Raw genomic sequence first — 23724 nt, forward strand, 5'->3', positions numbered from 1 at the left:
TATGTCCCTACGAGTTTGGAGGTAGAAGAATGGCTGTACACGTTGGAGATTTAGTGGAGAGAAAGTCTTATCAGCGCGATCTTCTTTTTCGAGTAACAGAAATAAAAGATACGATAGCAATTTTGTTTGGGGAAGAATTTCGGCTCGTAGCAGATGCACCAATAGAAGATTTAGTTCTTGTTGATCAACGGGATTATACGAAAAGGGTAAAGCAGGAACGAGAAACAATGGAAAAGACATATCGTTTATTCCAACAGGATTACGTATTAATGAGGCAACGTAATGAATATCAATCAACAGGTGGTTATACAAATGAAGTAAATTACTTTCAAATGCCAGGAAAAGTGCTTCACCTTGACGGGGATCCTTTATATTTAAGAAAATGTTTAGATTTATATACGAAAATCGGTGTGCCAGTACAGGGTATTCATTGTAAAGAAACAGAGATGCACGAGAAGGTTCTAGATTTAATTGAACATGTTCGTCCTGATATCTTGGTAATTACTGGGCATGATGCCTATACAAAGTCAAAAGGGGAAATGGGAGATTTAGCAGCTTATCGTCATTCTAAGCACTTTGTACAGGCTGTACGTACAGTACGAAAGAAGTACCCCTCATTAGATCATCCTGTTATTTTTGCTGGGGCGTGTCAATCGCATTTTGAAGCCCTTATTCGAGCCGGAGCCAATTTTGCAAGTTCGCCGTCTCGTATTAATATTCATGCGTTAGATCCGGTATATGTTGTAGCAAAGGTGAGCTTTACTTCTTTTATGGAACGGGTCAATGTATGGGATGTCATACGCAATACAGTAACTGGTGAGAAGGGGCTTGGCGGAATTGAAACGAAAGGGATTTTGCGAACGGGATTGCCTTTTCAATATTATGACGAGTGAGCAAGGTAAGCATTTGCCTTGCTTTTCATATGCTTGCTTTTGGAAATTTGGATAAAAAAGTATAAGAACGTACAGACTATACATATATGATTTATACTTTTATACTTTCCATCCCAATTACAGCGAGGTGTAGCACGATATGTCGAAACGTTTAGACGAAATCAAAAGTGCACTGGACCATCATCTTGGTCAGAGGCTTATGCTAAAAGCGAATAGTGGACGAAGAAAAACGATAGAACGATCTGGTGTGTTAGCAGAAACATACCGTTCTGTTTTTGTAGTTCAACTTGACCAACAAGAAGATACATTTCAGCGTGTTTCTTACAGTTATGCAGACGTATTAACAGAAACAGTTGAGCTTACATTTTATGATGCGCAAGATAATGAGGTCATGTTAGGGGAACAGTCTGTTTAAAAATGGTCTTTGTTTGATTACATATATTTTCCGGAATTGAAGAAAGTGGCAGTGTCACATACTAAATGTACCGTAGCTATAAAGGGGGGCTTGCATTGAGTAGACGAAGAGGAGTCATGTCAAATCAATTTAAAGAAGAGCTTGCGAAAGAACTTGGATTTTATGATGTTGTGCAAAAAGAGGGATGGGGCGGAATTCGTGCGAAAGATGCTGGTAACATGGTCAAGCGTGCAATTGAAATTGCAGAGCAGCAATTGATGAAACAAAACCAGTAACGGTAAGATACTTCTATGCTACGGTGGCCGAGGAGATGCTCCTCGGCTTTTTGCACGCGAAAAAGTGGTATAAGTAGTTTCATTCTTGATGCTTTTCGTTATAATTAGGGAAGTGTCATCGTTCTACTATAAATTTATGGTAAAATAAACGATAAAAGATTGAGTACATAGAGTAGGTGAATAGATTGAAGCTACTAGTTAAAGCACCAGCAAAAATTAATTTGTCGTTAGATGTACTAGGAAAAAGGCCGGACGGTTATCATGAAGTTAAAATGATTATGACAACAATTGATTTAGCAGATCGGTTAGAACTAACAGATTTATCTGAAGACCGGATTGAAATCGTATCTCATAATCGCTATGTCCCAGACGACCAAAGAAATTTAGCTTATCAAGCGGCAAAGCTGTTAAAGGAACGCTTTCAAGTAAAAAGAGGAGTATCCATTGCAATTGAAAAAACGATTCCAGTTGCAGCGGGACTAGCAGGTGGAAGCAGCGATGCGGCTGCAGCATTACGAGGTTTGAATAAATTATGGAATCTTGGACTTACAATTGATGAACTTGCAGAATTAGGTGCCGAAATTGGATCAGATGTATCATTTTGTGTATATGGTGGGACTGCCATTGCAACAGGCCGTGGAGAGAAAATTGAACATATTAAGACACCGCCTTCTTTCTGGGTTATTTTGGCAAAGCCACATATTGGTGTATCAACAGCGGATGTATATGGAAATTTACGATTAGATCGTGTAACACACCCAAATGTAGATCGTATGGTGGAAGTGATTCAAAATGGTGACTACGAAGGAATTTGTCATACAGTCGGTAATGTGTTAGAAGATGTAACATTTTCAATGCATCCTGAAGTTGCACATATTAAAGCACAGATGAAACGTTTTGGTGCAGATGCAGTTTTAATGAGTGGTAGTGGGCCAACGGTTTTTGGTCTAGTTCGTCATGATTCACGCATGCACCGTATTTATAACGGATTAAAAGGATTTTGTGATCAAGTATATGCAGTACGTTTATTAGGAGAGCGAGAAAGTCTTGAATAAAGACGTATAATAAGTTATGATTTGTTTAAAATATTCGTAATTTGAGGTGAGAGCGTGAAAATCAGACGAAGTACAAGGTTAGTCGATATGACTTATTATTTGCTTCAGAATCCTCGTCAGTTAGTTTCTCTCACTTTTTTTGCTGAACGGTATCAATCTGCTAAATCTTCTATTAGTGAAGATTTAGTCATTATTAAACAAACGTTTGAACAACAAGGAGTCGGCACATTACAAACGGTACCAGGTGCAGCAGGAGGAGTGAAATATATCCCATATATAAGCCAGGAGGAAGCAACGCAAATTATTAATGAGCTTTGCAAATTATTTGAGAATCCTGATCGTATTCTTCCAGGCGGTTATTTATATATGACGGACCTTTTAAGTAACCCACGCCATATTAATGGCGCAGGGCGACTCTTTGCTTCTGTATTTGCGAGACAGCCAATTGATGCTGTTATGACAGTTGCAACGAAAGGGATTCCCTTGGCATATGCAGTAGCCAATTACTTAGATGTTCCGGTTGTGATTGCTAGAAAAGATAATAAAGTAACAGAAGGCCCAACAGTAAGTATTAATTATGTATCAGGTTCTTCTAAGCGTATTCAAACGATGACATTAGCAAAGCGCAGCCTTCCAGAAGGCGCAAATGTATTAATCATCGATGATTTTATGAAAGCTGGCGGAACTGTGCAAGGTATGATGAGCATGCTTGAGGAATTTAATGCAAATGTAGTAGGTATTGGTGTTTTAGTGGAATCAAGTGATATTGAGGAAAGACTTGTTGATGACTTTGTTTCGTTAATTCGTTTGTCTGAAGTAGATGTGAAAGAAAAGACGATTCAAGTGGAAAAAGGAAATTACTCTTTAAGTCCGTTTGCTGACATGATTGGAGAAACTGAGTAAGATAAAGTGAAACTTTCATCAGTAGAGGGTTTTTAGCCCTCACTGATGAAAAGTTCTTACCAATCGGGTTGCGAGTAGCGGAAGAAACAACCTTCTCAATAGATTGATTTAACGAAGATGTTGTTCGCTAGAGTAGAGAAAAGATAAAGCAACTGCTTTATCTTTTTTTGTAAAGTGAAACTATTATCAATAAGGATAGTTCATTCTTATTGATAATAAGCTCTCACCTAATTTTTTTATTCTGGGGATTCTTGATCGATTGCAATCGATGGGTTTTAGTAGACGGTAGGCTCCCAATTCTGGGGGGCTTACCGCCTGCTAAAACTGCAGTTCCCCTATTGGGAGTAGTTTACGAAAGTGGGATAAAAAATATTAAAGGGTGAAAAACGATGAAAGTAGTTCAAACAAATGAAGCACCACAGGCGATCGGCCCATATTCACAAGGTATGATTGTAAATAATATGTTTTACAGTTCTGGACAAATTCCTTTAACAGTAGCTGGTGAACTTTTGACTGGAGATGTAAAGGAACAAACAGAGCAAGTGTTTCGAAATTTACAGGCAGTATTAACAGAAGCTGGAGCATCGTTTGAAACAGTTGTAAAAACAACTGTATTTTTAAAAGATATGAATGATTTTGATGCGGTAAATGAAGTATATAGTACATATTTTTCTGTACATAAACCAGCACGTTCTTGTGTACAGGTAGCAAAATTACCGAAAGATGTATCGGTTGAAATTGAAGTCATTGCCCTTGTGAAGTAAGAATTTGTAAGCGACAACGTCCGTTTATTTTTATATTCAATTAAAATAAAAATTTTTATCTTAAAAATTTTTAAAAAATTGAAGGAAAAATAGAAAATTTGTGGAATTTATAGAAATATATCGCTTATTTAGAAAAAGGGTGGTGAACACAAGATGGAAGTGACTGACGTAAGATTACGCCGCGTAAACACAGAAGGCCGCATGAGAGCGATTGCTTCTATTACACTAGACCATGAGTTTGTTGTTCATGATATTCGTGTAATTGATGGCAATAATGGGTTATTTGTAGCAATGCCAAGTAAACGTACTCCAGATGGAGAGTTCCGTGATATTGCTCATCCAATTAATTCTAATACTCGTTCTAAAATTCAAGATGCGGTTTTAACTGAGTATCATCGTTTAGGCGAGTTAGAAGAAGTTGAGTTTGAAGAAGCTGGAGCTTCGTAAAATTCGAAGAAGAAGAGCTCTATAATAAGGGCTCTATAATTTTGGCAAACTCCTGTAAGTATTTACGGGAGTTTGTTTTTGTTTATCCCACTATTCGCGGGCAGTAAGACTCCCGACGATGGAAGCTTCCCTTTATATACTTTCTTCTTCAATCTCCTCTTAAAAAGAAATAGTATAGCTTATTTCATAAAAAAAGATACTAAATACTAAAACATTACATAAAAGTTATGGTAAAATTTAATAGTTATGCAGTGTTTCTTGAAATATATAATTATTTAAGATAATATCTTTAATGGATAAATAGGTTGCGATGGAGGGTCTATATGTCAAAAAGATTTGCAGTGATTCTTGCTGCAGGAAAAGGTACGCGTATGAAGTCAAGTCTATACAAAGTGCTTCATCCTGTATGTGGGAAACCGATGGTACAGCATGTAGTTGATCAAGTCTCTCAGCTAGAAGTGCAGAAGCTTGTTACGGTTGTTGGACACGGCGCTGAAAAGGTACAAGATCAATTAGGAAGTGCCAGTGAATTTGCATTGCAAACAGAGCAGCTAGGAACAGCACATGCCGTTATGCAAGCAGCTGATGCACTGGGTAATGAAGAAGGAACAACATTAGTAATTTGTGGTGATACGCCTCTTATTACAGCGGAAACAATGGAAGCTCTGTTAAAACAGCATGAGGAAGCAGGTGCAAAGGCAACGGTACTAACAGCCTGCATTGGGGAACCTGCTGGTTATGGACGAATTGTTCGTAATGAAAATGGTCACGTTGAAAAAATTGTCGAACATAAAGATGCAAACGAAGAAGAGCGAGCTATTAAAGAAATTAATACAGGTACGTATTGTTTTGATAATAAAGCGCTATTTGCTTCTCTTTCTAAAGTTTCTAATGAAAATGTGCAAGGGGAATATTACCTTCCAGATGTAATTGAGATTTTGAAAAATGAAGGTCATATTGTATCTGCCTATCAAACGGAGCATTTTGATGAAACGTTAGGAGTTAACGACAGAGTCGCTCTATCGCAAGCGGAAGACATTATGAAAAAACGTATTAACCGTAAACACATGGTGAATGGTGTTACAATTATTGATCCGAACAACACGTATATTTCTGTCGATGCAAAAATCGGTAATGATACGGTTATTTATCCGGGGACAATTATTGAAGGTTATACTGTTATTGGGTCAAATTGTGAAGTTGGACCGCATACAGTAATCCGTGATAGTGAAGTGGGGGATAATACAACAATTCGCCAATCTACAGTTCATGATAGTAAGATTGGTATTGATGTTGCAATTGGGCCGTTCGCTCATATCCGCCCGCAATCTGTTATTGGTAATGAAGTACGTGTTGGAAACTTCGTGGAAATTAAAAAGACTGTCTTTGGTAATAGAAGTAAAGCTTCACACTTAAGTTATATCGGGGATGCACAAGTTGGAGAAGACGTGAATCTTGGGTGCGGTTCAATTACGGTGAACTACGATGGCAAGAATAAATTTAAAACGGTTATCGGAGATGGCGTATTTATTGGTTGTAATTCAAACCTTGTTGCTCCTGTAACAGTTGAAGATGGTGCTTATGTTGCGGCAGGTTCTACAATTACAGAGCATGTTCCATCAAAAGCATTATCAATTGCACGTGCACGTCAAGTTAACAAAGAAGACTATGTTTCTCAATTGCTGAACAAGAAAAAATCATAATGTGGAGGGTTAATCTAGATGTCGAATCAATATCTAAATTCTAATTTGAAAGTGTTTTCTTTAAACTCTAACAAGGCGCTCGCTGAGCAAATTGCAAAGCACATTGGAGTAGAATTAGGAAAATGTTCTGTTGCACGTTTTAGTGATGGAGAAATTCAAATTAACATTGAAGAAAGTATTCGTGGTTGCGATGTATTTATCATCCAATCTACAAGCTTCCCAGTAAACGAGCATATTATGGAATTGCTTATTATGATTGATGCGTTAAAACGTGCATCTGCGAAAACAATTAACATTGTTATTCCTTACTATGGCTATGCACGTCAAGATCGTAAAGCGCGTTCTCGTGAGCCGATTACAGCGAAGCTTGTTGCAAACTTACTTGAAACAGCGGGTGCTACCCGTGTAATTACTCTAGATTTACATGCTCCACAAATTCAAGGATTCTTTGATATTCCAATCGACCATTTAATGGGTGTACCTATTCTTTCTGATTATTTTGAGAAGAAAGGTCTTAAGGATATCGTAATTGTATCTCCTGACCACGGTGGTGTAACGCGCGCGAGAAAAATGGCAGATCGTTTAAAAGCACCAATCGCTATTATCGATAAACGCCGTCCGCGTCCAAACGTAGCAGAAGTAATGAATATCGTAGGTAATATCGAAGGTAAAACAGCAATTTTAATTGATGACATCATTGATACAGCTGGTACAATTACATTAGCAGCAAACGCTCTTGTAGAGAACGGTGCTTCTGAAGTATATGCTTGCTGTACACATCCAGTTTTATCTGGTCCAGCAATTGAACGTATTCAAAATTCAAACATTAAAGAGTTAGTTGTAACAAACTCTATCGTATTACCAGAAGAGAAGAAAATTGATAAAGTACAAGAACTTTCTGTTGCTCCATTAATTGGAGAAGCAATTATTCGTGTTTACGAAGAAGAATCTGTAAGTGTACTATTTAATTAATTGGATAGAATGAGACGTAACCAATTTTGGTTACGTCTTTTCGTATCGAAAAAAGAAAGTGGTGTTACAATGAAATTAATAGTAGGACTTGGTAACCCAGGGAGAGAATATGAATTAACAAGGCATAACATTGGGTTCATGGCTATCGATGAATTGTCTAAACGTTGGAATATACCGTTAAATGAACAGAAATTTAAAGGGTTATTTGGTGCGGGTTTTGTGAATGGAGAAAAAGTTATTTTATTAAAGCCCCTTACATATATGAATTTATCTGGAGAAAGTATTCGTCCACTTATGGATTACTATAAAATTGATATTGAAGATTTTGTAGTGATGTACGATGATTTAGATATTCCGGTTGGGAAATTACGTCTTCGTATGAAAGGTAGTGCTGGTGGTCATAATGGTGTAAAATCAACAATTGCACATTTAGGGACACAGGAATTTCAACGTATTCGTATGGGGATCGATCGTCCTAAAAATGGGATGAAGGTAGTCGATTATGTTTTAGGTCGTTTTACAGTAGATGAGATGCCAGAGGTAGAGCGAGCAATTGAAAAAAGTGCAGGTGCATGTGAAGAATGGCTGAAAACTCCATTTTTACAAGTTATGAATACTTTTAATAACTAACGTTTTGGAAATGGAATATTTTCTTGTACTTATATCCATAATAGTAGTAATTGTACGGCTAGGAGGAATTTATGGACGGACATTATCACTGCAGACATTGTGGATGTAAGATAGGTAGTATTGCAGCAGAAAAAGTATATGGCTTTGTATTGGGTCAACTAACAGAGCAAGAGCGATTAGAAATGATTCATTTTGATGAAAACGGAAATATATATATAAAAACAATTTGTGAATCGTGTCAAAAAACGCTCGCATCCTATCCTGAGTACTATGAATATGAACTGTTCTTACAATAAAAATGAAATTTCTATCAGAGTATGTTTTCCCCACTGATAGTTAGTTGAACGATTATAGGTAAACTTCTATCCTCCTTTTTTCTAAATATGGAGATGGAAGGCTTATTGCTTATAGAGGATGGGATGCAATGTTTTCGCTTTGGCTTGTCCAAAGCATTTTTCTGTTTTCTTTTTCCAAAATATTTGCATAAAATATAATAGCTTGCTCTTTATGTTGAGAGGAGTCTTGAAAAATGATAGGTTTACTAGAGCAGTTTTACGAAAATAAAGAAATAGGAACGATTATAGATGGGTTACAAGAAGGATTAAAAGAACAGCTTATCTCGGGGATGGCAACGTCTTCTCGTTCATTGTTAATGGCTAGTTTATATAAAAAAACACAGCAGTCACAGCTTGTCATAACACATAATTTATATCAAGCGCAAAAAGTATATGAAGATTTAGTTTCATTAATTGGAGAGCAGAATATTTGGTTATATCCTGTCAATGAATCGATTGCATCAGAAATCGGTGTTGCAAGTCCGGAACTGAAGGCGCAGCGCATTGAAGTATTGAACCGCTTAGCAGCTGGGGAAAAGGGAATTATTGTGGCTCCTGTTGCAGGTTTACGTCGTTTTCTACCAACAAAAGAGATGTGGAAGAAACAGCAAATTGAATTAAACATGGGGCAAGAAATTGATCTTGATGAATTGCTTCGTGTGTTAACGACCATGGGATATGAACGTAAATCTATGGTAGAGGCACCTGGAGAATTTAGTGTTCGCGGTGGGATATTAGATATCTATCCATTAACGGAAGAACTGCCAATTCGTATTGAGTTTTTTGATACAGAAGTAGATTCTATTCGTTCCTTTACTGTAGAAGAGCAGCGTTCGCAAGAGAAGATAGAAAGCGTATCATTTGGCCCTGCCACGGAATTTGTATTTTCTAAAGAAGAACTCGCACTTGGTGTGCAGAAGTTAGAATCAAGCTTAGCTAATACATTAAAAAAAGTATCCGATGAGAAATTAAAAACGACGATATTAGAAACAGTAACATATGAGCTAGAATTATTAAAAAATGGACAGACCATCGAGCAGATGTTTAAATATTTATCTTTATTTTATAATGAACCTGCTAGTCTAATAGAATATTTACCAGAAAATGGTGTTGTTATTCTGGATGAGGTTTCTCGAATTCAAGAAACAGCGGATCATTTAGAAACAGAAGAAGCAGAATGGTATATATCGCTTCTTGGGGAAGGTGCAATTGTTCAAGATTTATCTTTTTCTCATAATTTTGCACAATTTTTGCACCATAAAAAACGAAGTTTCTTATACTTAAATTTATTTTTACGCCATATTCCGCATACACATCCGCAAAATATTGTGAATTTAACATGTAAAACAATGCAAGACTTTCATGGTCAAATGAATTTATTAAAAACAGAAATTGATAGATGGACGAAAAGTCATTTTACAACGGTTGTACTAGGCGCAAATGAAGAGCGAACGAAGAAATTGCAACATATTTTAAATGATTATGATATTGAAGCAGATATTATTGAGGGAACGGATGTATTGCTTCCGGGGCGTGTTCAAATTGCTGTGGGTGACCTACATGCAGGTTTTGAAATGCCGATGCAAAAGCTTGCGATTATTACTGAAAAAGAATTATTTAATAAAAAGGTAAAAAAATCACAGCGTAAGCAAAAACTTTCGAATGCAGAGAGAATTAAAAGCTACTCTGAACTAAAAGTTGGTGATTATGTTGTTCACGTAAACCATGGTATTGGTAAATTTTTAGGGATTGAAACGCTAGAGATTAATGGTGTTCATAAAGATTATTTGCATATCAAATATCAAGGAAACGATAAATTATACGTCCCAATTGAGCAAATTGACCAAGTGCAGAAGTATGTAGGATCTGAAGGGAAAGATCCGAAAATCTATAAACTTGGTGGAAATGATTGGAAGAAAGTTAAGACAAAGGTAGAAAAATCTGTCCAAGATATTGCAGATGATTTAATTAAATTGTATGCAGAGCGTGAGGCTTCAAAAGGATACGCCTTTACTCCGGATACTTCTGAACAACAGGAATTTGAATTGTCTTTCCCTTATCAAGAAACAGAAGATCAGCTACGCTCAATTACAGAAATTAAAAAGGATATGGAGCGCGGTCGTCCGATGGATCGCCTACTTTGCGGTGACGTTGGATATGGAAAAACAGAAGTGGCAATTCGTGCTGCCTTTAAAGCAATTATGGATGAAAAACAAGTTGCGATTTTAGTACCAACGACAATTTTAGCGCAGCAACATTATGAAACAATTCGAGAGCGTTTTCAAGATTATCCAATTAATATTGGGTTATTAAGTCGCTTCCGTACGAGAAAACAGCAAAATGAAACGATTAAAGGATTAAAAGACGGTACCGTTGATATTGTTATCGGCACACATCGCCTTTTATCGAAAGATGTCATATATAAAGACTTAGGACTACTTATTATTGATGAAGAACAACGGTTTGGTGTGACACATAAAGAAAAAATTAAGCAACTAAAAGCCAATATCGATGTACTAACATTAACAGCAACGCCAATTCCACGTACACTTCATATGTCTATGTTAGGTGTTCGCGATTTATCTGTTATTGAAACACCGCCAGAAAATCGTTTCCCAGTGCAGACGTACGTTGTGGAATATAATCCGGCGTTAATGCGCGAGGCAATTGAACGTGAGCTTGCACGAGGTGGTCAAATATACTTTTTATATAATCGTGTTGAAGATATTGAGCGAAAAGCAGATGAAATTTCAATGCTTGTTCCTGATGCGCGGGTAACCTTTGCGCATGGAAAGATGAATGAAAGTGAATTAGAATCTGTTATGCTTTCCTTCTTAGAGGGGCAACATGATGTACTTGTAAGTACAACGATTATTGAAACAGGTGTTGATATTCCGAATGTAAATACATTAATCGTATTTGATGCAGATCGTATGGGTTTATCGCAGTTGTATCAATTGCGTGGTCGAGTAGGACGCTCAAATCGCGTTGCCTATGCATATTTCACTTATAAACGCGATAAAGTGCTATCTGAGGTTGCAGAAAAACGTTTGCAAGCCATTAAAGAATTTACGGAGCTCGGGTCTGGGTTTAAAATTGCAATGCGCGATTTATCCATTCGCGGGGCTGGTAATCTATTAGGTGCAGAGCAGCATGGCTTTATTGATTCTGTTGGTTTTGATTTATATTCACAAATGTTAAAAGATGCAATCGAGCAGCGTAGAGGTACGAACATGGAAGAGCAAGCGCTTGATATTGAAATTGACCTTGAAGTAGATGCATACTTACCGGATGCGTATATTTCCGATAGTAAACAAAAAATTATGATGTATAAGCAATTTAGGGGCGTTTCTACTATTGAGGATATTGAGGAATTACAAGAAGAGATGATTGATCGCTTCGGCGATTATCCGCAAGAAGTCGGATACTTACTGCAAATTGCAAATATTAAAGTGTTAGCAATGCAAGAGAAAATTGAGTTAATTAAACAAACGAAACAAGAAGTTACGATGTTATTTTCTGAAAAGGCTAGTCAAAATATTGATGGCGGAAAATTATTTATGCTTGGCAGCAGTTTTGGACGTATGATTGGTCTTGGTATGGAAGGTTCTCGTTTGAAAATTGTGATGAACGTTCGTGAAATAGAAACATCGAAGTGGCTCACAATTGCCGAAAATTTACTAAAAGGCTTAAAAGATGTGAAAAAAGAAGAGATAAATGCCTAAATTAGGGTAAAAAATACAATTCGGCGTGTATAGAAGAACTAATGTGTAAAATACTATGCTTAATAGTTGGTGATTTTTACATGAACAGGTAAAATCACGACTTTTATCATCAGTAGAAAGTGAGGCAGCATTAGAATGAAAGCAACTGGAATTGTACGTCGAATTGATGATTTAGGAAGGGTTGTTATCCCGAAAGAAATTCGCAGAACTCTCCGTATTCGGGAAGGCGACCCGTTAGAAATTTTTGTTGATCGCGATGGAGAAGTTATTTTAAAGAAATATTCTCCGATTAGCGAATTAAGTGATTTTGCTAAAGAATATGCAGATGCTATATATGATAGTTTAGGACATAACGTGCTTGTTTGCGACCGTGATTCAATTATTGCTGTCGCTGGCGTGTCAAAAAAAGAATACTTAAATAAAAGTGTTGGAGATCTAATTGAGAAAGCAATGGAAGAACGCAAATCAGTCGTAATGACAGATGAAAGCGAAATTTCCATTATCGATGGAGTAACGGAGAAGATACAATCTTATACAATTGGTCCAATTATCGCAAATGGTGACCCGATTGGAGCTGTTATCATTTTTTCAAAAGAAGCCATCATTAGTGATGTAGAACACAAAGCTGTTGATACAGCAGCAAGCTTCTTAGCAAAACAGATGGAGCAATAAAGTGACGTTCTTCTTACTCATGGTTAGCCCGCAAATTGGGCTCGTGCAGGCGGTCGTGCTTTGCGATACGCCTTAACATACCGCCTGTTGAAATGAAATTATATATTTGTGTAAAGGTAGCATTTTGCTACCTTTTTTACGTGATAGTATTCAAAGTCGAAGACCGCTTTTTTCTTTGTGATATAATACGTAGGATGAGTATAGAAAAAAGGGAGATTGTATGGTCATGGAGACGAAGAAGTACCACGCTTTTTGGCGCGGAGCGATTATATTAACAATTGCGAGCTTTGTTACAAAAGTATTAAGCGCTTTTTACCGTATTCCATATCAAAATATAGCTGGTGACATTGGCTTTTACATTTATCAGCAAATTTACCCGTTTTACGGGTTTTGTTTAATTTTAGCGACATATGGTTTCCCAATCATAATTTCAAAAATGATTGCAGAGCGTTTAGAACGAGGAGAACGAAAAGAAGCAGAGTCCATTATATGTATTTCTTTTTGGTTTTTATTAGCTATCGGAAGCATTGGGTTTATTGTATTGTTTTTTGGGGCACATACAATTGCATCTTTAATGGGAGATGCTCATTTGGACAAGTTAATTCGTACGATTGCATTTTCTTTTTTATTAATGCCATTTCTTTCTGTAGCACGTGGTTATTTTCAAGGATTTGGAAATATGGTGCCGACAGCTGTATCGCAAGTAATAGAACAAACGATTCGTGTATCCATTATTGTATTTCTATCATTATTCCTTATAACAAAAGGATTTGATTTATATACGGTGGGAGCAGGCGCTATGTTTGGTTCTATAGCAGGTGGCTTGATCGGTGTAATTGTATTGTTTTTTTATTTGCGAAAAGATTTTCGTGCTATTTTTTTGCAAAGTTTTAAAGCGATTCGTAATAAAAAGGTCATTATTCGTACATTGTTTTGGCAAGGAATTGCTATTTGTATTAGTAATTTAGTTTTAATTTTTATGCAAATGGCGGATTCTGTTTCATTTTATAGTTTACTTGTTCAGAACGGAGAGTCGGTAGAAATAGCAAAAATGCTAAAAGGTATATACGATCGTGGCATTCCTCTTATGCAGCTCGGGACAGTCGTGACAACATCGTTTTCCCTTTCTTTAATTCCGATGATTACAGCGGCAAAAGAGAGAGGAGATTATGTATTTATTCGCGAAAAAGTACAGCTAGCAATGAAAATTACATTTGTGATTGGACTTGCTGCATCATTAGGACTCGCGAGTATCATTCGGCCTGCAAATATTATGCTATTTGAGAATAGCGCCGGCTCCGATGTGCTAGGGGTTTTATCTATCTCTATCTTGTTTAGTTCGCTCGCAATTACAACGGCATCTATTTTGCAAGGATTGGGACAAACGGTAAAGCCAGCTTTATTTGTTGTAATTGGTGCATGTGTGAAATTATTACTCAATTGTATACTCATGCCGCATTTTGGTGCAATCGGTGCAGCGATTGCAACTGTGGCTGCATTGATGTGCATTGCATTACTGAATAGCATGTTGCTGATTCGAGTTGTTAATGAGTCGCTTATGCAGAGAAAGTCCATTGTAGGTATGACAATTGGAGCTTTAAGTATGGTGTTAGTGCTCGCTGGATTTATGTATATGTTTGATTGGCTGGGGTTACAAGCTACCGATGAACATAGAGGTATCGCAATGATTCAAGCGCTGCTCGGTATCGGTGTCGGTGGCCTACTATATGTATTTCTTATTTTAAAGTTCCGTGTATTTACAGCGCAGGAACTTGGATCAGTTATGAAACATGAAAAAGTACAAACTTCGTTGAAGAAGAGTGGATAGAGGTGGATTTTATGAAACGAACAATTACGATTTTAGGATTAGGGGCTGGTGAATTAGATCAGCTTACAATGGGCGTATATCGCAAAGTAAAAGAAGCGGCACATATGTACGTTCGAACAAAAGAGCATCCAGTTATAATGGAACTCGAGAAAGAAGGTGTATTATATACATCTTTTGATGCCGTATACGAAGCGTATGATACATTTGATGAAGTGTATGAAACAATTTCTAACACATTGATTGAAAAAGCTAAGGATACTGATATTTTATATGCAGTTCCAGGGCATCCGCTTGTGGCAGAGCGTACTGTACAACTTTTGCTGCAAAAAGGAGAAAAAGAGAATATTGATGTGCGTATCGAAGGTGGACAAAGCTTTTTAGATCCAATGTTTGCAAGTTTGAAAATCGACCCGATTGAAGGGTTTCAGTTGATTGATGCAACGTCGTTCGAGCGAGGACAATTAGAACTTCGTCAGCACTTGATTTTCTGCCAAGTGTACGATGCGTTTATAGCATCTGAAGTCAAACTAACGTTAATGGAAATGCTTCCAGATGATTATGAAGTATATATTGTAACCGCAGCTGGAACATCATTTGAACAAGTGAAAAAAGTACCGCTTTATTTATTAGATCATGAGGCAGAACTTAACAATTTAACGAGTGTGTACGTGCCGCCTGTGTTAAATCGCCAATCGTTATACCAACAATTTGATGTATTGCGAAATATTATTGCAGAGTTGCGTGGACCAAATGGATGTCCGTGGGATAAAAAACAAACGCATCAATCGTTAAAGAAATATTTAATTGAAGAAGCATATGAAGTGTTAGAGGCTATTGATGAGGAAGATGATGATCATCTTGTTGAAGAGCTTGGTGATGTTCTCTTACAAGTTATGCTTCATGCACAAATTGGCGAAGATGAAGGTTGGTTCTCAATTGATGATGTAATTCGTACGTTGTCTGAAAAAATGGTACGTCGTCATCCTCATGTGTTCGGAGATGTTAGTGTAGAGACTGCTGCTGATGTTGTTGTGAATTGGGAAGAAATTAAAAAACAGGAAAAAGGAAATATAAAAGAGTCTATTTTATCAGGCATTCCTAAAAGTTTACCTCAGCTAATGCGCGCTTATGAAATTCAAAAAGAAGCAGCAAAGGTTGGTTTTGATTGGGATGATGTCGAGCCAATGATGGAAAAAGTAGGAGAAGAATGGGAAGAATTTCAACGTGAAGTGACAGCTATGGATGAAGAGAAGATGTTAGCGGAATTTGGTGACTTAGTATTTGCATTTGTAAATATTGCCCGCTACTATAAAATCAATCCAGAAGAAGCGCTTCATAAAACAAATGAAAAATTTATGAGTCGTTTTTTATACATGGAAGCAAAGGTTGCTAGTATGGAGAAAGAAATGAAAGATCTTTCTTTAAAAGAGCTCGATGCACTATGGGAAGAGGCAAAACGAATAGAGAACGAATAAGGGGGAGCCGTCATGCGTTTAGATAAATTTCTAAAAGTATCTCGTCTTATCAAAAGAAGAACGTTAGCAAAAGAAGTTGCGGATCAAGGCCGCATTATGATTAACGGCCAAGCTGCAAAAGCTAGTTCAACTGTAAAGGTAGAAGACGAATTAACAATTCGTTTTGGCCAAAAAATTGTTACTGTGGAAATTAATGAACTAAAAGAAACAACCAAAAAAGAAGATGCTGCAAATTTATACACTGTTGTTCGTGAAGAGAAAGTCGAAGTAAAAGCAGAGGATAGCTTGTTCTAAATAATTTTGTCTCCTCATACATTGGTACTAGTATAAAGTTATGGGGGGATGGACGTGAACAAAGGCTATTCAATGTCGTCTTCTAATCAACAAAATGTTACTGTAGAACATGATGTCGTAATGAGAGGAAGACGCATTCTCGATATTACAGGAGTCAAGCAAGTAGAAAGTTTTGATAGCGAAGAATTTTTATTAGAAACAGTTATGGGATTTTTAACAATACGTGGTCAAAATCTGCAAATGAAAAACCTTGATGTTGAAAAAGGACTTGTATCCATTAAAGGAAAAATATATGAGATGGCTTACATTGATGAGCATCAAGGGGAGAAAGCTAAAGGGTTCTTTAGCAAGTTGTTTAAATGAGCCTAACTATTCAACTATATACAATGCTTTCGATGATTGGAATGGGCGCTTCGCTTGGAGCAGCTTTAGATACGTATCATCGTTTTTTGAAACGCGGAGAGCGAAAGCGTTGGCTTGTATTTATTTATGATATTTTATTTTGGATTGTCCAAGCTCTTTTTGTATTCTATGTGCTATTGCTTGTAAATGAAGCAGAGTTACGTATGTACGTATTTCTAGCATTGCTTTGTGGGTTTGCTGCATATCAAAGTTTGTTAAAGTCATTGTACATGAAAGTGTTAAATTTTCTGATTCACATTTTTGTTCAAACATTTTATTTTTGTGTTCGTGTTTTCCAATTATTTATTGTTAAGCCAATTACAGTTTTGATTCATTTAATTATAGCGCTTGCTTTATTTTTATTTCGTCTTTTGGTTGGATTTGGAATGGGATTGTGGCGATTTATTATAGCAATATTACGTTTAATATGGAAAAGTATTCTTATTCCTGTTCGATTTGTTTTTTTTGTTATATGGAAACTTCTCCCTAACCGTGTTAAAATTTTTATAAAGAGACAAGCAGGACTTTTAAAATATGTCAAGAAAATGAAGAAGCATATATTCCTAATTTGGGAACGTATAAAAAAGAAGTTAGGGGGACCTCGGAAATGAGGGAACTAAGGCAAAGATATGTATCGGAACAGAATCCAATCTCCGCCAACGAACATATAATACAATCGAACGACAGTAAGAAGCGCTTGTATCGTCGATTAGCTTTGTTTTTTGTGTTTGCTTTTGTAATTATTGTAAGTGTCAGTGTGACGTTTTATAAACAAAATAGTGCGATTAATGCTAAAGAAGCAAAAGTAAAAGAGTTAAAAAAAGAAATGGATACGTTAACGACGAAAGAGAAAAAGCTGAAAGATGAAGTCCAAAAGTTACATGACGAGGACTATGTTTTAGAGATTGCTAGAAGAGATTATTACTTCTCAAAGCCTGAAGAGATAATTTTTCCTATTTCTAAGTAGTGGGTGTCGTATTGACACTATATTTTAAGATTATATATAATGAAATAAAATTTGACTTTTTAACCACTAAGGAGGAGCGTTTTTTTTATGTCAATCGAGGTAGGCAGCAAGTTACAGGGTAAAGTAACAGGTATTACGAATTTTGGGGCTTTTGTAGAGCTGCCAGAAGGCTTAACAGGTCTTGTTCATATTAGTGAAGTTGCTGATAATTATGTAAAAGATATTAATGATCACTTAAAAGTAGGTGATCAAGTAGAAGTAAAAGTTATTAACGTTGAGAAAGACGGTAAAATTGGTTTATCTATTAAAAAAGCGAAAGAACGTGAAAGAGCAGAAGGTGAACAACGCGATAATCAACGCGATAATCAACGTGATAATCAACGCGCTGGACGTCCTCAACGCAATCGCTCTTTTAACAGAGATAATCGTGGTGGCAGTGATAACCGCAACCAAAAAGAAACATTTGAGCAAAAGATGGCTCGCTTTTTAAAAGACAGTGAAGACCGTTTAACTTCTTTAAAGCGTAATACGGAGTCAAAACGTGGCGGCCGTGGCGCTCGTCGCGGATAAAACTTGCTGTTTATTTTAAAATAAAGAGAAGCACCCTTAGTGTTCACTCAGGGTGCTTTTTTATGGTGAAAACAGTGTGTAGAAAAAAGAATAAAAAAATATTTAAAATACGTTGACTTTAAATGCTATTTAAGATATCATACTAATTGTCCGTTAAATACGACATGGCGGTGTAGCTCAGCTGGCTAGAGCGTACGGTTCATACCCGTGAGGTCGGGGGTTCGATCCCCTCCGCCGCTATATTTTTTAACGGCCCGTTGGTCAAGTGGTTAAGACACCGCCCTTTCACGGCGGTAACACGGGTTCGAATCCCGTACGGGTCATAAATGAAAAAGATCATGCAAATATGCATGATCTTTTTTTGTGTTGAGAAATTGTGAATGTTATGCGTTTCTTCTACAAAAACAACTATTATTTTCTGAAAATTCAATCACCTAATAAGGTCTTTAAGTGTAAGCCTGTATATATATGGTGCTATTTTGTATAAAAAGTCGAACAATTATTGGACTACAAACTGTTATTTTGACAAAAATTCCGTAAAATTCCTTTTATAATTACAAGTAATAAAATATGCGGGTGGTGTTCAAAATATGCCAAGAGCAGGAAGGAATACTGTCAATTCGAATTCTAGTACGCTTGCTATAGGTCGTGGGCAAATGACAACTGTAAAGTGGATAAGCAAATTAAAAGTGAAACTGGAACAAATTTTCTTTCGGTGGGGATTTGTAGTTGCGTTAGTTGGTTTTCTTTTAGGACGAGCATATATTTTAACGAACATTTTACCTTTTGCTTTGCCGTTTTTCGCTGCTGTATATGTGATGAAACGCGATAAAATGGCTCTTGCATTCCTCGCAGTAATGGCTGGTGCATTTTCAGTTTCATTAGAAAATCTATTCTTTGCCTTTGCATCTATATTTACATTCTTCGTCTATAATATCTTCTTTAGTCGTTTTACAAATAAGACGATTGGGCTTGTACCGTTTCAAGTATTTATTTCTGCGTTAACGGCTCATCTCATCGTTGTCTATTTCGCGCAAGGCGCAATTGGTATGTATGATTTGCTGGTTAGTACAATTGAAGCAGGATTAAGCTTCGTACTAACGATGATTTTCTTGCAAAGTGTTCCACTTTTAATAGAGCGAAAAGGAAAACAACAATCATTAGAAACAGAGGAAATTGTTTGTTTAATTATATTGCTGGCATCTGTACTAACAGGTACAACAGATTGGTTTATTTACGATTTATCAGTTCAGCATATTTTTACGAGATATTTAGTATTAGTGTTTGCCTTTGTAGCAGGAGCAGCAACAGGCTCTACAGTGGGTGTTGTAACAGGTTTAATTTTAAGCTTAGCGAATGTAGCAAGCTTATATCAATTGAGTTTATTGGCGTTTTCTGGGCTGTTAGGAGGGTTATTGAAAGAAGGAAGGCGAATAGGTGTAAGTTTAGGTTTGTTAATTGGCACAAGTTTAATTACGTTATACGTAGATAAACAAGCAAGTATTGTGACGACTTTGTTAGAATCGGGTGTAGCAATTGCTTTATTTTTATTGATGCCTAAATTTATCATTGAACGTCTTTCTAAATATATGCCGGGAACACAGGAGCATTCTAATGACCAACAGCAATATTTGCGAAGAATGCGTGATGTAACGGCAAACAAAATTAATCAGTTTGCAAATGTGTTTGAAGCGTTATCTAATAGTTTTTCTGTATACGGATATGTAGAAGATGAGGATAAGGATACGGAGACGGATTTATTTTTAAGTACAATTACCGCCAAGACATGCCAAACATGCTTTAAGAAGGATCAATGTTGGGTTGTGAATTTTGATAAAACATACGATTATATGAGGCAACTTATGGATGAAACAGAGGAAGGTACATTGCAGCATAATCGTAAACTGCTTCGTGATTTTGAAAAATATTGTGTGAGAGGAACAAAAGTAGCAGGTTTAATAGAAGGTGAATTAGGGCATTTTTATGAAGGACAAAAGTTAAGGAAACAAATGCGAGATAATCGTAGAATTGTTGCAGAACAACTTATGGGTGTTTCGAAAGTAATGGCGGATTTTTCTAAAGAGATTCAAAAGGAAAGGGAGAATCATCAAGCACAAGAGGAACAAATTTTACAAGCATTTCGTGACTTTGGAGTAGAGATTGAACACGTTGATATTTATTGTTTAGATCGAGGGAGCGTTGACATTGAAATGATGATTCCTGCTGCATGTAATCAGCATGGGGAGTGCGAAAAACTTGTTGCTCCAATGTTGTCTGATATTTTACGAGAAACAGTTGTTGTGAAACATGAAGAACAATCGGCATATCCGAATGGTTACAGTACAGTGTCGTTTGGTTCAGCGAAAACATTTTCTGTAGATACAGGGCTTGCTACGGCGGCTAAAGGAGGAGGGTTTGTATCTGGTGATTCCTATGCCATGATGGAATTAAGTGTAGGGAAATATGCGCTTGCTATTAGCGATGGAATGGGGAATGGAAAGCGTGCACATATGGAAAGTAAAGAAACGGTTAAGTTACTGCAAAAGATATTGCAATCAGGTATTGATGAGGAAATTGCAATTAAATCGATTAATTCCATTCTTTCATTGCGAACGACAGAAGAAATGTTTACAACATTAGACTTAGCGATGATTGATTTACGTGATGCAAATGCTAAATTTTTAAAGATTGGTTCTACTCCAAGTTTTATAAAACGTGGCAATCAGGTATTTAAAATAGAAGCAAGTAATTTACCGATGGGAATTATTGAAGATTTTGAAGTAGATGTTGTCGGTGAACAATTGAAATCCGGTGATATTTTAGTAATGATGAGTGATGGGATTTTTGAAGGTGCAAAACATGTAGAGAATCATGAAGTGTGGATGAAGCGGAAGATTAAAGAATTGGAAACGGAAGATCCACAAGAGATTGCTGATATTATTATGGAAGATGTAATTCGCACTGACAATGGATATATTAATGATGATATGACAATTGTGGTAGCGAAGATAAAAAAGAATATGCCGAAATGGGCGACAATTCCTATTGTTAGTAAACAAGCACAATAAAGTGAAACTTCTATTAATGAGGTTTTATCTTCGTTGATAGTTAGTTGAACCAATCGGGCGAATGCCGGCAGTGATCTCCTGCCTATCTTCCTTAATCTTGAGGTGGGGGTCTTACTGTTTGTTGGAGCAGGGCTCAGGAATATACCTGAGGCCTGTTTGTTATATATTCGCATGTTTAATTTTACTTATTTCCGAGTCTGAAGAAAAAATTTATATGTAAGATAAATTGTGAAATTTATACATCTTTGTTTTGCAGAAAGTCTGTAAAAGTTGTACCATTATATCAAGGTATGCTATCGTTTTAGCTCAATGAAAGGTGATTGCAGCATTGAAAGATGAATTTGTTAAAAAGGTAGATGCTTTTGTAGAAAGGCATGATTTGTTAGAGGCACATTCTACTGTTGTTGTAGGTGTATCAGGAGGGCCAGATTCTTTAGCGCTTTTCTTCTATTTGTTGGAGAAGCGTGAAGAGAAGCAGTTGCAAATTGTAGTCGCTCACGTTGATCATATGTTTCGCGGCGAGGAATCACAGGAAGATTTACAATTTGTGAAACAGTTGTGTGACAATCTTAATGTTACCTGTGAAACAACACAAATTGATGTGACGCGATATCAAAAACAAAATCGAATGAGTGCACAAGTTGCAGCAAGAGAATGTCGATATGCATTTTTGGAAAGAATAATGAGAAAGTATAATGCACAGTATTTAGCTCTGGGTCATCATGGTGATGATCAGGTTGAGACAATTTTAATGCGTCTTGTACGTGGAAGTACTCCGCAAGGTTATGCTGGAATTCTTGCAAAGCGCGCTTTCAATAAAGGCTTTTTGATTCGGCCTTTGCTGGCAGTAACGAAAGAAGAAATTCTTGATTATTGCAACAGAAAAGATGTTGAACCTCGCATTGACCCTAGTAATAAAAAGGAAACGTATACACGGAATCGATTGCGAAAGCACGTTCTTCCTCATTTAAAGCAGGAGAATCCAAATGTTCATGAGCGTTTTCAAGCTTTTAGTACGTCCATGCAAGAGGATGAAGCATATTTGCAGGAATTAGCTTTTGAAAAAATGAATAAAGTAATTAAGGAAAAAGACGCAAAAAGAATGGTCTTATCAATTCCTGCATTTGAATCTATGCCTATACCTTTACAAAGGAGAGGGATTCAACTAATATTAAACTATCTTTATGAATATAAGATTCCATCTTCACTTTCTTCTGTACATATTGACAAGGTGATTGAGTTTTTCAAACGAACCCATCCTTCTGGTATGCTTCATTTTCCTGGTGGATTGGAGATTGTTCGTACATATGAAGAATGTAGTTTCCGATTTAGAGAAGAAAAAGTTATTTTTTCTCCTTGTGTGTTACAAGTACCGGGAAAGGTAACATTAGTAAATGGTGATGAGCTCGAAGTGGAGATTAGCAATTGTGTGCCTATTATGATGAATGATATGACGTTTATTGCAAAGCATAATGAAATAGCATATCCACTTATTGTTCGTTCGAGAGAAAACGGGGATCGCATGTCGATGCAAGGTATGAATGGCACGAAGAAGATAAAGTCCATTTTTATTGAGGCGAAAGTACCGAAGGAAAAAAGAGCAGACTGGCCAATTGTTTGTGATGCCAGCGGAAATATTATTTGGGTTCCATTGTTGAAACGATCTGCATTTGCTATTTCGCAAGAAACAGTAGATAAGGATACATATATTATTATTCATTACAAAAGCAAGGAGTCTTCCAGGAGGATAATCAAATGATGAATCAAGATATTGAAAAAGTATTAATTTCTGAAGAGCAAATACAAGACAAGGTAAGGGAATTAGGTGCAATTCTTGCAGAGGATTATAAAAATACAGTACCTCTTGCAATCGGGGTATTAAAAGGTGCAATGCCATTTATGGCAGATTTATTAAAGCGAACAGATACATATCTTGAAATGGATTTTATGGCTGTATCTAGCTACGGTCATTCTACTGTTTCAACTGGTGAAGTGAAAATTTTAAAAGATCTAGATACTTCTGTAGAAGGACGCGATATTTTAATCGTAGAAGATATTATCGACAGCGGTCTTACATTGAGCTACTTAGTAGATTTGTTTAAATATCGTAAAGCAAAATCTGTGAAGATTGTAACATTATTGGATAAGCCGTCTGGTCGAAAAGTTGATCTTCAAGCGGATTATGTTGGATTTACTGTTCCACATGAATTTGTTGTGGGATATGGATTAGACTATAAGGAACAATATCGTAACCTTCCTTATGTTGGTGTATTAAAACCGAGCGTATATTCAAATTAATAATATAAGCATTACAATTGGATAGGAAAGTTT

General features: G+C 36.6%; 23 protein-coding genes and 2 tRNA genes. All 25 read left to right on the plus strand.

The features are described 5' to 3' along the window. Window positions 1–29 precede the first annotated feature (29 nt). The 25 genes from yabG to hpt all read left to right on the plus strand — a co-directional run bounded on the left by yabG (window position 30) and on the right by hpt (window position 23691). The gene (gene yabG, locus NKR74_RS00250) at window positions 30–893 is read left to right on the plus strand and encodes a sporulation peptidase YabG (RefSeq protein WP_098304998.1); all 864 of its coding nucleotides are present in this window, start codon (window positions 30–32) and stop codon (window positions 891–893) included. 139 nt (window positions 894–1032) lie between these two features. Continuing rightward, the gene (veg, locus tag NKR74_RS00255) at window positions 1033–1308 is read left to right on the plus strand and encodes a biofilm formation stimulator Veg (RefSeq protein ID WP_098304996.1); all 276 of its coding nucleotides are present in this window, start codon (window positions 1033–1035) and stop codon (window positions 1306–1308) included. Between the two features lie 95 nt (window positions 1309–1403). Continuing rightward, a complete protein-coding gene (gene sspF, locus NKR74_RS00260; protein ID WP_001985066.1) occupies window positions 1404–1583 on the plus strand; it encodes an acid-soluble spore protein SspF in 180 nt (59 codons plus the stop codon). A gap of 185 nt (window positions 1584–1768) precedes the next feature. Further along, on the plus strand, window positions 1769–2638 hold the full coding sequence (gene ispE, locus NKR74_RS00265; RefSeq protein ID WP_141524939.1) for a 4-(cytidine 5'-diphospho)-2-C-methyl-D-erythritol kinase: 870 nt from the start codon (window positions 1769–1771) through the stop codon (window positions 2636–2638). Between the two features lie 54 nt (window positions 2639–2692). Then, entirely contained in the window at window positions 2693–3541 is an 849-nt protein-coding gene (gene purR, locus NKR74_RS00270; RefSeq protein ID WP_253628334.1) for a pur operon repressor, read from the plus strand. A gap of 389 nt (window positions 3542–3930) precedes the next feature. Further along, window positions 3931–4305, plus strand: coding sequence for a RidA family protein (locus NKR74_RS00275; RefSeq protein ID WP_098304990.1), 375 nt, complete (start codon window positions 3931–3933; stop codon window positions 4303–4305). Between the two features lie 153 nt (window positions 4306–4458). After that, window positions 4459–4752 (plus strand): septation regulator SpoVG, encoded by a 294-nt coding sequence (spoVG, locus tag NKR74_RS00280; RefSeq protein WP_000454042.1) that lies wholly within the window; start codon window positions 4459–4461, stop codon window positions 4750–4752. 323 nt (window positions 4753–5075) lie between these two features. Continuing rightward, window positions 5076–6455: a bifunctional UDP-N-acetylglucosamine diphosphorylase/glucosamine-1-phosphate N-acetyltransferase GlmU gene (gene glmU, locus NKR74_RS00285; protein ID WP_253628335.1), complete on the plus strand. Its 1380-nt coding sequence runs from the start codon at window positions 5076–5078 to the stop codon at window positions 6453–6455. A gap of 18 nt (window positions 6456–6473) precedes the next feature. Further along, complete coding sequence (locus NKR74_RS00290) at window positions 6474–7427, plus strand: ribose-phosphate diphosphokinase (protein WP_098304986.1); 954 nt, start codon at window positions 6474–6476, stop codon at window positions 7425–7427. A gap of 69 nt (window positions 7428–7496) precedes the next feature. Beyond that, window positions 7497–8057 (plus strand): aminoacyl-tRNA hydrolase, encoded by a 561-nt coding sequence (gene pth / locus NKR74_RS00295; protein ID WP_098304984.1) that lies wholly within the window; start codon window positions 7497–7499, stop codon window positions 8055–8057. 71 nt (window positions 8058–8128) lie between these two features. Beyond that, window positions 8129–8353: an anti-sigma-F factor Fin family protein gene (locus tag NKR74_RS00300; protein ID WP_098304982.1), complete on the plus strand. Its 225-nt coding sequence runs from the start codon at window positions 8129–8131 to the stop codon at window positions 8351–8353. Between the two features lie 233 nt (window positions 8354–8586). Next, window positions 8587–12117 (plus strand): transcription-repair coupling factor, encoded by a 3531-nt coding sequence (mfd, locus tag NKR74_RS00305; protein WP_253628336.1) that lies wholly within the window; start codon window positions 8587–8589, stop codon window positions 12115–12117. Between the two features lie 135 nt (window positions 12118–12252). Further along, the gene (gene spoVT, locus NKR74_RS00310) at window positions 12253–12789 is read left to right on the plus strand and encodes a stage V sporulation protein T (protein WP_098304978.1); all 537 of its coding nucleotides are present in this window, start codon (window positions 12253–12255) and stop codon (window positions 12787–12789) included. 226 nt (window positions 12790–13015) lie between these two features. Beyond that, window positions 13016–14617 (plus strand): putative polysaccharide biosynthesis protein, encoded by a 1602-nt coding sequence (locus NKR74_RS00315; RefSeq protein WP_098304976.1) that lies wholly within the window; start codon window positions 13016–13018, stop codon window positions 14615–14617. An 11-nt stretch (window positions 14618–14628) separates the two neighbouring features. Then, window positions 14629–16092 carry a bifunctional methyltransferase/pyrophosphohydrolase YabN gene (yabN, locus tag NKR74_RS00320; RefSeq protein ID WP_253628337.1) on the plus strand — a complete coding sequence of 488 codons (1464 nt, stop codon included), beginning with the start codon at window positions 14629–14631 and terminating at the stop codon, window positions 16090–16092. A 12-nt stretch (window positions 16093–16104) separates the two neighbouring features. After that, complete coding sequence (locus NKR74_RS00325; protein ID WP_253628338.1) at window positions 16105–16386, plus strand: RNA-binding S4 domain-containing protein; 282 nt, start codon at window positions 16105–16107, stop codon at window positions 16384–16386. 54 nt (window positions 16387–16440) lie between these two features. Then, the gene (gene yabP, locus NKR74_RS00330; RefSeq protein WP_098304970.1) at window positions 16441–16749 is read left to right on the plus strand and encodes a sporulation protein YabP; all 309 of its coding nucleotides are present in this window, start codon (window positions 16441–16443) and stop codon (window positions 16747–16749) included. Then, window positions 16746–17399, plus strand: a complete 654-nt coding sequence (gene yabQ, locus NKR74_RS00335; RefSeq protein ID WP_098304968.1) for a spore cortex biosynthesis protein YabQ — start codon at window positions 16746–16748, stop codon at window positions 17397–17399. Before yabP ends, yabQ begins: the two co-directional genes overlap by 4 nt. Continuing rightward, window positions 17396–17755 (plus strand): FtsB family cell division protein, encoded by a 360-nt coding sequence (locus NKR74_RS00340; protein ID WP_253628339.1) that lies wholly within the window; start codon window positions 17396–17398, stop codon window positions 17753–17755. Before yabQ ends, NKR74_RS00340 begins: the two co-directional genes overlap by 4 nt. An 87-nt stretch (window positions 17756–17842) precedes the next feature. Continuing rightward, window positions 17843–18325 carry a S1 domain-containing RNA-binding protein gene (locus NKR74_RS00345; protein ID WP_098304964.1) on the plus strand — a complete coding sequence of 161 codons (483 nt, stop codon included), beginning with the start codon at window positions 17843–17845 and terminating at the stop codon, window positions 18323–18325. A 166-nt stretch (window positions 18326–18491) separates the two neighbouring features. After that, a tRNA-Met gene (locus NKR74_RS00350) sits at window positions 18492–18565 on the plus strand. 11 nt (window positions 18566–18576) lie between these two features. After that, window positions 18577–18648 (plus strand) — tRNA-Glu (locus NKR74_RS00355). Window positions 18649–18915: 267 nt separating this feature from the next. Next, window positions 18916–21393, plus strand: coding sequence for a stage II sporulation protein E (spoIIE, locus tag NKR74_RS00360; protein ID WP_253628340.1), 2478 nt, complete (start codon window positions 18916–18918; stop codon window positions 21391–21393). 328 nt (window positions 21394–21721) lie between these two features. Further along, the gene (gene tilS / locus NKR74_RS00365; RefSeq protein ID WP_253628341.1) at window positions 21722–23152 is read left to right on the plus strand and encodes a tRNA lysidine(34) synthetase TilS; all 1431 of its coding nucleotides are present in this window, start codon (window positions 21722–21724) and stop codon (window positions 23150–23152) included. Continuing rightward, window positions 23149–23691 carry a hypoxanthine phosphoribosyltransferase gene (hpt, locus tag NKR74_RS00370; protein ID WP_098304960.1) on the plus strand — a complete coding sequence of 181 codons (543 nt, stop codon included), beginning with the start codon at window positions 23149–23151 and terminating at the stop codon, window positions 23689–23691. Before tilS ends, hpt begins: the two co-directional genes overlap by 4 nt. Window positions 23692–23724: the final 33 nt, after the last annotated feature.

Source organism: Bacillus sp. 3103sda1 (assembly GCF_024159135.1).
Lineage (GTDB): Bacteria > Bacillota > Bacilli > Bacillales > Bacillaceae_G > Bacillus_A > Bacillus_A rhizoplanae.